Annotated in this window: 11 protein-coding genes; 9 read left to right on the top strand and 2 right to left on the bottom strand. The window is 41.5% G+C overall.

The features are described 5' to 3' along the window. Positions 1-147 precede the first annotated feature (147 nt). Together HMPREF1505_RS11450 and HMPREF1505_RS11455 are read right to left on the bottom strand one after the other, a co-directional pair. Entirely contained in the window at positions 148-636 is a 489-nt protein-coding gene (locus HMPREF1505_RS11450; protein ID WP_036925450.1) for a Dps family protein, read from the bottom strand. 290 nt (positions 637-926) lie between these two features. Next, entirely contained in the window at positions 927-1,415 is a 489-nt protein-coding gene (locus tag HMPREF1505_RS11455) for a Dps family protein (RefSeq protein ID WP_036925453.1), read from the bottom strand. A gap of 332 nt (positions 1,416-1,747) precedes the next feature. Here HMPREF1505_RS11455 and guaB point away from each other — a divergent pair, with 332 nt between their 5' ends. The 9 genes from guaB to HMPREF1505_RS11500 all read left to right on the top strand — a co-directional run. Continuing rightward, entirely contained in the window at positions 1,748-3,232 is a 1,485-nt protein-coding gene (gene guaB / locus HMPREF1505_RS11460; RefSeq protein WP_036925456.1) for an IMP dehydrogenase, read from the top strand. Between the two features lie 74 nt (positions 3,233-3,306). Next, positions 3,307-4,731, top strand: a complete 1,425-nt coding sequence (locus HMPREF1505_RS11465; protein WP_036925478.1) for a peptidylprolyl isomerase — start codon at positions 3,307-3,309, stop codon at positions 4,729-4,731. A 17-nt stretch (positions 4,732-4,748) separates the two neighbouring features. After that, positions 4,749-6,191: a peptidylprolyl isomerase gene (locus HMPREF1505_RS11470; RefSeq protein WP_036925459.1), complete on the top strand. Its 1,443-nt coding sequence runs from the start codon at positions 4,749-4,751 to the stop codon at positions 6,189-6,191. A gap of 53 nt (positions 6,192-6,244) precedes the next feature. Then, positions 6,245-8,119, top strand: coding sequence for an OstA-like protein (locus HMPREF1505_RS11475; protein WP_036925462.1), 1,875 nt, complete (start codon positions 6,245-6,247; stop codon positions 8,117-8,119). A 63-nt stretch (positions 8,120-8,182) separates the two neighbouring features. Further along, positions 8,183-8,473 (top strand): hypothetical protein, encoded by a 291-nt coding sequence (locus HMPREF1505_RS11480; RefSeq protein WP_036925465.1) that lies wholly within the window; start codon positions 8,183-8,185, stop codon positions 8,471-8,473. A gap of 8 nt (positions 8,474-8,481) precedes the next feature. Next, complete coding sequence (mutL, locus tag HMPREF1505_RS11485) at positions 8,482-10,374, top strand: DNA mismatch repair endonuclease MutL (RefSeq protein WP_036925467.1); 1,893 nt, start codon at positions 8,482-8,484, stop codon at positions 10,372-10,374. Positions 10,375-10,899: 525 nt separating this feature from the next. Continuing rightward, positions 10,900-11,580, top strand: a complete 681-nt coding sequence (locus HMPREF1505_RS11490; protein WP_155948939.1) for a hypothetical protein — start codon at positions 10,900-10,902, stop codon at positions 11,578-11,580. Positions 11,581-11,582: 2 nt separating this feature from the next. After that, the gene (locus HMPREF1505_RS11495) at positions 11,583-12,788 is read left to right on the top strand and encodes a DUF4280 domain-containing protein (protein WP_036925472.1); all 1,206 of its coding nucleotides are present in this window, start codon (positions 11,583-11,585) and stop codon (positions 12,786-12,788) included. Further along, positions 12,785-13,241 (top strand): hypothetical protein (locus HMPREF1505_RS11500; protein WP_036925475.1); only part of this gene is annotated, 457 nt, incomplete at its 3' end. The genes HMPREF1505_RS11495 and HMPREF1505_RS11500, both read left to right, overlap by 4 nt.

Below are 13,241 nucleotides of genomic sequence, written 5' to 3' on the forward strand. Positions count from 1 at the left end.
TTGTCATATAAGAGCAAAAGAGACCCATTTTAGGTCTCTTTTTGTCACTTATACCCGAATCCTTTACTAAAGTCCTCTGATAGATGCACATAATGTGCATTCTCACTTCTGATTCAGCCTCTTGGCTATTTATTATAGTATAATGAATTACTCAGCGCAACTCTGTGAGCTAACAGCAACGAGCATCCAAACAGTCTTTTCCTGACCAACAAGGAAGTCATTCATCAATGAAACGGTTGTATCATCGTGTGCCTCTGTAGCAAGGTCAATGATTCTACGCTCGCGAGCAATCAGTGTCTTGTAGTAATCGAGGAGCAAGTCAACTGCCTCTTTGCTGCAGCTAACAACGCCAGCCTCTTTGATTTCTGCTACTTCGAGATATGCACTGAAACGGCTTTCTGGATTGCTGCCCAACTGGAGGATACGCTCTGCAACCTCGTCAACCTTCTCAGCTGCATCATTGTAAAGTTCCTCATACTTGCTGTGCATTACAAAGAAACCATGTCCTTTTACGTCCCAGTGGAAACCACGAAGGTTGCTATAGAATACCTGAAGATCTGCCAGTAAGAGTGATAAATCTACTACTACGTGCTGTACCTTCTTCTCGTCTAAACCTAATACTTCTAATCTTTTCATCTTAAATACGTTTAAGTTAATAATTTTAAATACCAATAGCAAAGATAGCGGTTATATCTTATAAAGCAATAGAGAATGACTATCTTTTATACTATTTTATATATCAATACTTGTTTTGTGTTGATAATCAGTCTTTTCCCTAATCTTAATAAGTTCTATGCTCATATGAGATATACTCAACTGTATGCATAGACTACGCCTATCCATGTCTATAATTGGTAGAGGCTGAGACAATGATTTGTCTTCAAGCTTGACTCAGCCCCTTACTTATATATGATAATGTTTCTGTATTATTCTGCGCAACTCTGTGAGCTAACAGCAACGAGCATCCAAACAGTCTTTTCCTGCTCCTTGAGGAAGTCGCTTACCAATGAAACTGTTGTGTCATCATGTGCGTCAGAGGCAACTTCGATGATTCTACGCTCACGAGCAATCAGTGTCTTGTAGTAATTGAGAAGCAAGTCGAGAGCCTCTTTGCTGCAACTAACAACGTCAGCCTCTTTGATTTCAGCAGTTTGCAGATATACACTGAAACGGCTCTCTGGAGTACTACCCAACTGAAGGATACGTTCTGCTACCTCATCAACCTTCTCTGCTGCATCGTTGTAAAGTTCCTCATACTTGCTATGCAATACAAAGAAACCATGTCCCTTTACGTTCCAGTGGAAATTACGGAGGTTGCTGTAGAATACCTGAAAATCTGCCAGCAAAACTGAAAGTTCATTTACTATGTTCTCTACTTTCTTTTCGTTTAATCCTAATACTTCTAATCTTTTCATCTTGAATATGTTTTTAAGTTGTTGTTTCTTGTTTACGAGTGCAAAGTTAGTGGGTTTTTCAATCTACCACAACAGATAAAATCTATGTACTAATTGATATAATCTATATTTGCTTATTATTGATTGATAATGAGGAGATTATTGTCGATGTATAGACTTTTGACGAGTATGGATTTGTACTTGATGTTTTATAGTTACTGGCGAAAAGCAGGGAGTATGTTAAGGAATAAATATTAAATACTTTTAATAAGGTGTGAGAAAAACTGGAAAAAGCCAGTCTGTTTGATTTTAAATTGCTAAATTTGCATGCAATAAATTTCTAAAATACAATTATGTCATCATTTGTTGCAGACAAAATCACGATGGACGGCTTAACCTACGATGACGTCCTTTTAATTCCGGCTTATTCAGAAGTACTGCCTAAAGAGGTGGTCTTGAAAACCAAGTTTTCACGTAACATTGATCTTAATGTGCCTTTCGTTACAGCAGCTATGGACACCGTTACAGAGAGTTCTATGGCGATTGCGATTGCGCGTGAAGGTGGTATCGGTGTGATTCATAAGAACATGAGCATCGAAGACCAGGCACGTCAGGTGGCTATTGTGAAGCGAGCTGAGAATGGTATGATTTACGATCCTGTTACTATCCTTAAGGGTCGTACAGTGAAGGATGCACTTGAGATGATGGCAGACTACCATATCGGTGGTATTCCTGTAGTAGATGAGGAGAATCATCTCGTGGGTATTGTTACCAATCGTGACCTTCGTTTTGAGCGTCATTTGGATAAACTTATTGATGATGTGATGACCAAGGATAATCTTGTAACAACTCATCAGCAAACTGATCTTACTGCAGCTGCGCATATTTTGCAAGAGAATAAGATTGAGAAATTACCAGTAGTCGACCGTGAGAATCGTCTCGTTGGTTTGATTACTTATAAAGATATTACCAAAGCCAAGGATAAGCCTATGGCATGTAAGGACGAGAAGGGTCGTCTTCGTGTTGCTGCTGGTGTTGGTGTGACTACTGATACCATGGAACGTGCACAGGCACTTGTTGCTGCTGGTGTTGATGCTATCGTTATTGATACTGCTCACGGACACTCTGCCGGTGTGATTGGCAAGCTTCATGATGTGAAGACAGCCTTCCCTAACCTTGATGTTGTTGTGGGTAACATTGCAACTGGTGAGGCTGCTAAGTTCTTGGTCGACAATGGTGCTGATGCAGTTAAGGTAGGTATCGGACCTGGTTCTATCTGTACAACACGTGTCGTTGCAGGTGTTGGTGTGCCACAGCTGAGTGCAATCTATGATGTTTGTAAGGCATTGGAAGGTACTGGTGTGCCATTGATTGCTGATGGTGGTTTGCGTTACTCAGGTGATGTTGTTAAGGCATTGGCAGCAGGTGGCAGCAGCGTGATGGTAGGTTCATTGGTTGCTGGTACAGAAGAGTCACCTGGTGATACAATTATCTTCAACGGACGTAAGTTCAAGAGCTATCGTGGTATGGGCTCATTGGAGGCTATGGAGCAGAAGAATGGTTCACGTGACCGTTACTTCCAGAATGATGTAGGTGATGTTAAGAAACTCGTCCCAGAGGGTATTGCTGGTCGTGTTCCTTACAAGGGAACTGTTCAGGAAGTTATCTATCAGCTTGTCGGTGGTCTTCGCTCAGGTATGGGATATTGTGGTGCGGCTTCTATCGAAGACTTGCATAATGCTAAGTTTACCCGCATCACCAATGCTGGTGTATTGGAGAGTCATCCACATGATATTTCAATTACCAGTGAGGCACCAAACTATTCGCGTCCAGAATAATATAAAAGACGATAAATCATTCGCCCTCTTTCCTGTTTTTCAGGGGAGAGGGTCCCTGCGTTAAAAGAATAATGATGAAATTTAAAGTAATTCTGTCAGCCCTCTTGCTTTCAACGACAATGGCATATGGGCAGACTGACCCAACAATAATGACTATTAACGGACAGCCGGTGAGCCGTTCGGAATTTGAGTATTCGTATAATAAGAATAACGCTGATGGTGTGATTGATAAGAAGAGTGTGGATGAGTATGTTGACCTCTTTATCAATTACAAACTGAAGGTGCAGGCTGCACTCGATGCGCATCTTGATACGCTCAGCTCTTTTAAAAAGGAGTTCCTCAGCTATCGTAACCAGCAGGTGCGCCCAACTTTCATCACAGATGCTGACGTTGAGGCGGAAGGACATAAACTTTATCGTGAAGCTCAGCAGCAGGTAGAGGCTAATGGTGGTATGTGGAACTGCGCACATATCCTCATCGGTTTATATCAGAATGCTGATAAGGAAGCTGCAGAAGCAGCAAAGCAGTTGGCAGACTCTCTCTATAACGCTCTTCGTGGTGGTGCAGATTTTGCTGAACTGGCTAAGAAATATTCCACAGATGTTAACTCTGCCATGAACGGTGGGCAGTTGTTACATCTTCAGAAAGGACAGACAGTACCTGAGTTTGAGAAGGCTCTGTTTGCTTTGAAGCCAGGTGAGATAAGTGCTCCTGTACTTTCTCCTTTTGGTTATCATATCATTAAGATGGGTGGTCGTGAGAGTTTCCCAACTTATGAAACACTTCGTCCAGATATCATGCAGTATATTGAGATGCAAGGTTTGCGTGAGCAGATTATTGATCAGAAACTCGATTCTATTGTAGAGAGTGAGGGCAAGACGGTCACACAGAATCAACTGCTCGACAGAAAACTCGATTCTTTGGAGGAGAAAGATGCAAGCATGAAAAATCTTATCCGTGAGTATCATGATGGTTTACTGATGATTGAAATGAGTAACCGTGAGGTTTGGGATAAGGCTGCTAAGGATGAAAAGGCACTTGAAGCTTATTTTCGTAAGCATAAAAAACAATATAAGTGGACTGAACCACGTTTTAAGGGTATTGCCTATCACGTGAAAACAAAGGAAGATGTTGAGGCTGTGAAGGCATGTGTGAGGAATGTTCCTTTCAATCAGTGGGCAGAGAAACTGCGTGATAAGTTCAATGCTGACAATACTATCCGTATTCGTGTGGAGAAAGGTATCTTCCGAAAGGGGGATAATGCGTTAGTAGACCGTGATGTTTTCGGTGCGAAGACGACTGTGAAACCAGTTAATGGATATCCTATTGATGCCGTGTTCGGTAAGAAGATAAAGGCTCCTGAGGGGATGGAAGATGTGCGCGATCTTGTTGTTTCCAACTATCAGGAGGAACTTGAGAAGGCATGGGTAGAAGCATTGCGCAAAAAGTATAAAGTAGTTGTTGATAAGAAGGTTCTTTCAACAGTCAATAAGCATTAAGATAATACAGCATTTCAATGAAAATAAATAAAGGAAAGACTATAGTCCTGCTTGCAGGAACAGTTCTTACAGCAATGGGTTTGCATGCTGGTGCATTTCGTGCAAGCGGTCCTGTTGCTCTGTCAGACTCTGTAAAGACTGAGACTGCTGCCGTAGATAAGCCAAACAGTGTTGTTGATGAGGTTATTTGGGTAGTCGGTGATGAACCTATCTTGAAGTCTGAAGTTGAGATAATGAGACTGCAAAGTGAGGCTGAAGGTACGAAATGGGATGGCGACCCTGAATGTATTCTACCTGAACAGATAGCTGTTCAAAAGCTTTTCCTCCATCAGGCAGCCCTCGATAGTGTTGAGGTGAGCGAGTCAGAGATTGCACGTGGTATAGATGATCAGATTAATTACTGGATTTCTCTTCCACAGATTGGCTCAAAGGAGAAGCTCGAGGCGTTCCAGAATAAGAGTATGACTCAGATTCGCCAAGACCTGCATGACGATTATAAGAACCGTTTGCTTGTACAGAAGGTACAGCAGAATTTAGTTAATGACGTGGCTGTTTCCCCTGCTGAGGTACGCGAATACTTTAAGAAGTTGCCAGTGGATAGTATTCCAATGATTCCAACAACGGTTGAAGTAGAGATACTTACGCAGACTCCAAAGATTGAGACAGAGGAGATAAATCGTATTAAGAACCAACTGCGTGACTATACTGACCGTGTGACGAAGGGCGAGACTTCTTTTGCTACATTGGCACGTCTCTACTCAGAAGACCCAGGTTCTGCTCGTCAAGGTGGCGAGTTAGGTTATATGGGACGTGGTGTACTCGACCCTGCATTTGCAGCTGCAGCCTTTAACCTTACTGACCCAAAGAAGATTTCAAAGGTTGTTGAGAGTGAGTTTGGCTACCACATTATCCAACTTATTGACCGTCGTGGTGATAAGGTTAATGTCCGTCATATCCTCTTGAAGCCAAATGTTTCAATAGCTTCTATCGATGCAGCTAAGGAGCGTTTGGATTCTATTGGTAAGGACATCAAGAGTGGTAAGTTTACATTCGAGGATGCAACGGCTTATCTTTCTGATGATAAAGATACGAAGAACAACCATGGATTGATGGTTAACTCTGTAGAGAACACTCGCACTTCACGCTTTAAGATGAAGGAACTGCCAACAGAGGTGGCTCGTGTTGTTGATACGATGAAGGTTGACGAGGTTTCTATGCCATTCCAAATGGTTAATGCTCGTGGTAAAGTTGTTTGTGCTATCGTAAAGTTGAAGGCACGTGTACCAGAACATAGAGCTACGATAACAGAAGACTTCCAGGCTATGCGTGAGATTGTTACAGCTAAACGCAGAAAGGAAGTACTGCATGATTGGGTTGTAAAGAAGGTAAAGGAGACCTATGTGAGGATTAATCCTCGTTATAGAAGTTGTAATTTCCAATACGAAGGTTGGCTTAAATGACAATAAACAACAAGTATAAAAACATATTTTGCGGGCATAGAATCTTGATTACTATGATTCTATGCCTGTTTGGGCTATGGCAATCTCAGTCGCTCCGAGCACAGAATGCAACGGAGAAGAAAGGAGATAAGTTCTATATTGACCATGCCGACAATCTACGTCATAATCAATTGGAAATGCCTGATGTGATGATTGCTAAAGGCGATGTTCGTTTCCGATATAAGGGTATGACACTTAAGTGCGATAGTGCTTATTTCAATGAGAAGTCTAATTGGTTCAAAGCTTTCAGCCGTGTGCATATCACTCGCCCTGGCGGAGTGAACCTTGACTGCCAACGCTTACATTATGATGGCTTTGGACAAATGGTTCATGCACGCGGTAAGGTGGTAGTAAGAGAACCTGGTCGCTCTCTCCGTTGTGATAGCTTGGACTATAACACAGCCTCTAAGGTGGCTAACTACTTTGGAGGACGTGGTACATTGGTTTACAATGGTAACACGGTGGTTGCCGATCAGGGTGATTACAATACGGAAACGCATGATGCCAACTTCTTTGGTAACGTTGTGATGTTTACGCCGAAGTATCGTATTACAACACCAGAGGCGCATGGTAACACTGAAACGGGTCTTGTTCATGTTGTTGGTAAGTCGGTTATCAAGACAGCCAAGGGCGAAGTTGTGCATACCAATGATGGTACTTATAATAGCAAGACCGACCAGATGGAGCTTAATGGACGTTCTACTATCACTTCCCCAAAGCAGGATGTTGAAGGCGATAATATTGTCTATAACAGTTCAACAGGAGAAGCAGAAGGTCATGGTAATGTGAAGATTGTGGATAAAGCAAACAATCGCACTATCATCGGTCAGGATGTGTTCTATAACGAGAAGACTGGTCATAGTAACGCACGTGGTAATGTTAAGATAGATGACCGTAAGGCACAGCGTGTTATTACAGGTGATGAAGTGACTTACAATGCCAAGACTGGTTATAGTGCAGGACGTGGCAATGTGAAGATTGTAGACAAGTTAAAGCAGCGCACCATAACTGGTCGTGACCTTACCTACAATAGTAATACACATGAGGGAACTGGTGAAGGCAACGTTTACTATATTGATTATAAGGGTAAGCATGCTTTCTATAGCGATTATCTTCATTATACTGATTCCGCAGCGATAGCCTTTGGCGGTAATCCTGGCCCAGTAGCAAAGGACTTTTCACAAGGTGATACGCTCTTTGTTCATGCTGATACTATTAGTATGAAGGGATTTCATATGAATACTCCACAGATGTATCGTGAGATATATGGTGTGAATAATGTTCGTGCCTATCGTACAGATGTGCAGGCGGTATGTGGTTTTATGGTAGCTAACACCAAGGATTCTTGTCTAACGATGTATGATTATCCAATCGTGTGGAGTGGTACACGTCAGTTGGTGGGCGATTCTATTAAGGCGTATATGAACGACTCAACCATCCGTCAGGCGTTTGTTTATGGCAATGCTTTCTCTATTGAAAAGCTTCCTGAACCCAAATACTACAACCAGATATCCTCTAATGACATGCGTGCTGATTTTGTCAATGGTGCTGTTCGTCGTGTTGATGCGTGGGGAAATGTGGAAGTAGTCTTCTATCATACCGATAAGGATAGTACGCTCATTGGGCATAATTATACAGAAACAGATACGCTTCGGATGTTTATCTCACCTGTTCGAAAGCTACAAAAGATATGGATGTCGAAGTCGAATGGTGTGATTAGTCCGATGACACAGATACCACCCGACAAGTTGACACTGCCTCGCTTTGAGCTTTTTGATGAGGTACGACCTAAGGATAAGAATGATATCTTCCGATTGGCTCCACGTAAGACGAGTGCAACTGTACGTAATTCACGAGTGTCTTTGCCACCTCGTCAGCAAATAGAATGACGTCTTTGGGTCTTATATGCAGACCCATTTGACGTTTTATTAAGTAATACTCCACAATAAATAATGCTATTCTTCCAATCATCACGCCCCCGTCGTTTCCATCATGAATATATGTATGTGGACGAACGCAAGGAACTGCTCAATGATATAGAGCAGCGTGCTCGGCATGAATTGAATGGTGAAGAGGTGCCTGAGGGTAAGTATCGGGAGGAACTACAGCGCAAAATCAGTGGTTCGCTGAAGCCAGAAGTGTTGCGCCATAGAGGTAATCGTTTTACGGCTATGTGGGTGTCGTTGATTCTTTCGGCTGGTGTCATTGCCCTTCTTACCTTATTTTTATTTTTTGCTTTATAGAATCATTCATGAGTGATATTATACAACTTTTACCAGACAGTGTAGCCAACCAGATTGCAGCCGGTGAGGTTATACAACGTCCTGCCTCTGTTATTAAGGAGTTGGTGGAGAATGCCATTGATGCTGGAGCAACACATATTGATGTGTTGGTGGTAGATGCTGGCCGCACATCTATTCAGGTAATCGATGATGGAAAGGGTATGTCAGAGACGGATGCACGCCTTTCCTTCGAACGTCATGCCACTTCTAAGATTCGTAAGGCTGACGACCTCTTCTCTCTTCGTACGATGGGTTTCCGTGGAGAGGCATTGGCTTCTATTGCTGCGGTGGCTCAGATAGAGTTAAAGACTCGTATGGAGAGCGAGGATTTGGGTACACATCTGTCTATTGCTGGCAGTCGTTTTACGGGTCAGGAGCCTTGCTCTTGTCCTGTGGGAAGTAATTTCTTGGTAGAGAATCTTTTCTTCAACGTACCTGCTCGACGTAAGTTTTTAAAGTCGAATACTACCGAACTCAATAATATCATTACTGCTTTTGAGCGCATCGTATTGGTCTATCCACAGATATCCTTCACAATGCATAGCAATGGTACAGAACTTTTCAATTTGCGTGCTTGTAGCTATCGTCAGCGTATTGTGGAGGTATTTGGTAAGCGTCTCAATCAGGATCTTCTGCCGATAGATGTTGATACGAGCCTTTGTCATATCCATGGCTTTGTTGGTAAGCCAGAGTCTGCACGTAAGAAAGCACCTCATCAGTATTTCTTCGTCAACGACCGCTATATGAAACATCCTTATTTTCATAAGGCAGTCATCACGGCTTTCGACCGACTTATCCCACAAGGAGAGCAGGTTCCTTACTTTCTTTATTTCGATGTACCAGCAGAGAATATCGATGTGAATATTCATCCGACAAAGACTGAGATAAAGTTTGAGAACGAACAGGCTATTTGGCAGATTCTACTTGCTGCTGTAAAGGAGGCTGTAGGACGCTTTAATGATATCCCTGCCATTGACTTTGATACGGAGGGAAAACCTGATATCCCTGTGTTTAATCCTAATGTCGGAATGTCCGCACCAAAGGTAGACTTCAATCCTGCTTATAATCCTTTCAAGCAAACATCTCAACCTGCTAAGTCTTCAGTTCCTGATGGATGGGAAGAACTCTATGCTGACTTAGGGTCTGGTGGTGAAATCCGTCAGTCAAAACTCTTTGAACAGCGTGAGGATGAGATGATAAGCAGTAGTTTGGGTACTGTAAGTGATACTGTTGAGGAAGGAACAATTATCCCTTCGGCAGCTACACAGTCCGCAGCAGAGTCGTTGATAGAAGACAAGGCACCCTCTCATTATCAGTATAAGGGCTGTTATATCATGACAGCGGTGAAGTCTGGACTTATGATTATCGACCAGCATCGTGCGCATATTCGTATTCTCTATGAGGAGTATTTGCGCCAGTTGTCTGAACATAAAGTACATTCCCAGAAAGTACTCTTCCCAGAGATGGTTCAGTTCTCTGTCTCTGACCAAGTGGTTCTCGACCAGATTCTGCCTGAAATGGCTGAGATGGGCTTCCAACTCGATAGCCTTGGTGGTGGTAGTTATGCTGTTAATGGAGTTCCTGCAGGTATAGAAGGACTGAATGTCGTTGCGCTTATCAATGACATGGTAGCTTCGGCAATGGAGAGCGGAACGAGTGCAAAGGAAGAAATCGACCAAGCTTTGGCATTGAGTCTTGCACGTAATGCAGCCATACCGCAAGGTCAGGTGCTGAGTAGTATGGAAATGGATAATATTGTCAACGAACTCTTTGCTTGTAGTAATGTCAATTACACTCCTTCTGGCGAACCCGTGATTGCGATAATGAAGCAGCAGGATATTGAGCATCTTTTTGATAGTTGATAGTCTCTTTTATGACTGTTTGCCTTATAAGGCCCTATTAGCCCAATCAGCTTAATAGGGCTTATTGTTTGTGTTAATAGCTAAACCATTTAGTAATTAGTATTTTACTCTCTTCATAATGATGAGTATAATGCCTCTTTCTTCCTATCTTTAGCCTGCTTGTTGATGCCCCGCACATGTTGTGCTGGTGCTTAGCACATGTCGTGCTGTTTGTTAACACCAATGGTGCTGATGGTAGGAATCTTTCTAAATATCGTTAAAATAGAGTCAACTTGTTGTTCGTTTTATTAACTCAATACGATATTCTTTCTTTGAAAGAACGGCTGAGTAAGAGGAATGTGCTACCTTATCTTTATAATACAGCAGTAACTTACATTAATGTTCAACGTTAAATAAATAGATTTTTTAGAAAAAACCGACCCTGATAGATTTTAATTATTATCTTTGCAGTATGACTCCAAACTGAAAAATAATAGGTTTAAAGGTGAAGTGACGGAGAGTTTTGTCAAGATACGACCAGAAAATATGATGGCGGCTCTGGAGTTATTGGATAAGATTGATAGTATCAAGTGTCGTGCAGAGGTTACGGTTGATACGATGACTGGTAAGATTAACAGGGTAGTGAACTTTGAAGAAATCAAGAAACGCTGGGAGGAATACCGTGCTGATATGTTCTATACGATCAATTCTACTATGGGACAAGGCTCTGACGAAGGCAAGCAGGTGGAGAAGTTTACTGACCTTATCGACAAGCAGTTCGTTGATGAACCGACTTTCAGAGCAGAACTTTCGGGTAAGCTGTTTTATGATGTTTTCTTTGATAAGTATCTTTTAGGGAGAAAGCTGGAAGATGAGAAGTTCGAGCAAACCTTCTATTCTTTCCTCTTTGACCAAACTCCTATTAAGACTTCTCTTACGCAAGAGTTAAGCACTGATGAAGAGACGGGACTGAAAAAGATATCGCGCTATATCTCTGCTGACGACCAGCGTACAAAGTTTGTCAATGAGTATGGCATCATGAAGACCTATAAGGAACGCTATCAGCCAATTATCAAGTATAGCTTTACGCAGTATAATTATGAGTTCTATCATGATATCCTCCTTGCAGATGACGGACTTCCTCAGGAAATCAAGGTGAATATCATCGAGGAGGTAAAGAATAATATTGAGATATTGGTAACTTATCGTATTCACAGACTGAAATAACTATGGCACAATCATATATACCTGCTGGTACAGATGTTATCTGTACGGAGATGTTGTCTACATTACCCAGTCAAATCGTTACGGAGAGAGAAGCTAAAGTCTTGTATGGTAAGGAAAGTAAAGCATTACTCAATACTTGCGACAAGAAATTAAGCTGTCAGTTGCAGTGCCGTATTAAAGTCTCGTATTATGAGGGGCTTAGTAGTTTGCTTTTGGGTTTGGCATTGGGAGCAGCTGTCGTTGCACTTACTGTTTTAACTTTTGGTGCAGGTACAGCTGTTGTTGCAGCAGCTGCCATTACCACTGGTGCCTTAGGGGGAGCTGCTATCTTTTATGGGGATAAGGCGGATAAAAGTAGACAGGCTCCGCATGAATGTGATAGTACAAAAGGAGGCACGTGGGAGTTGTATCACAGTAAAGTTTATATAGAGAAAGCAAATGCTCTTTTGGAACGCTCTTTTCTTACTTGTAAGAAAGGAGGGGTTGTCTCTTTGGTGATGAGTCATGAAAAAGCTTTAGAACTATCAAAGAAGATTAGCGATAGTAATAAGAAGATATTAGAGTTGAATTACTATTCTAATGCTTCACAAGGTTTTATAGGGTCAGTTGCTAATGCCTTTAAGGCATCAGGTGCTGGCGATGTGGCAGGACTTATCATTGGTTCTGGATTGGCGGTGTATGATTATGTCTCGGGAGCCGATGATAACTACCGTAATCAGAATATGAAGAATCAGCATGAATATGCTCGTAAAATCTTAAAAGGGGAGCAGGCTGAGTTGGAAGCAGATGGTAGTATCTTGAAACCTGAAATGGGACGTGACGCCGGGGTAAGCGGTGTTCTAACTGCAGGAGAGGCTTCGGTTGGTGTTATTGGAAGTAATGGAGAAGTTCTCAAAACTCTTGGACGTTGGGGAGCAGAAGAAGTTTCTCAAGGTAACAATGTTTCCAGAGCTTTCTGGATGGTGTTTGCAGGAAGAACAGCTAAAAATGTTGGAAAGCAAATGGTAAGTGAAAGTATTAAAGGTATTATAGATAAAACAAATTTGCAGAAGCTTGGAGTGGGTATTGTTGCGGCTGTGATAAGTAATAGCATAGAAAAAGCTATAAATGAAAACGAGAATACTCTATATGCTAAAATGATAGATGAAATTATTAAATCTCAAGATAGTAATCTAACAGGAATAACTGTTCAATCGAATAAATCATGAAAAATATATTCAAGTATTTCCCTATGGTGACATTAGGACAAATTATAGGAACTGTTATAGTATTTCCTTTACTTCTATTTCTGATAAATATATTTTATTATTCAAATAAGTATAACGATGACGCAGAACAATATTACAAAGAGTATATGAATAATTCTTATGACATAGAGGTTACTATGCCAGAAGAAAAATCTAAATTATATATAGAGAATGTGGATAAAGATGTCATTACATCTGAAACTTTTCGTGAAAAAATAGATAATAATTATTTTAGTAATCCGAGAGGTCTGTATTTTCCTTTTTATTCTGTAGAGTATAAGAAGTATTTTAGCATTATGTGTTTTTTAGGTGCTAATCGTATGCATTGGCCTTATGGAATGAAAGTTATCCTGACAGTGAACAGGGATGATATGAACAATCCAGCGTATGGAACAAAGGAGAACCCTGTGCCAG

Origin of the sequence: Prevotella sp. ICM33, from assembly GCF_000517825.1 — a bacterium.
GTDB classification, from domain to species: Bacteria; Bacteroidota; Bacteroidia; order Bacteroidales; family Bacteroidaceae; genus Prevotella; species Prevotella melaninogenica.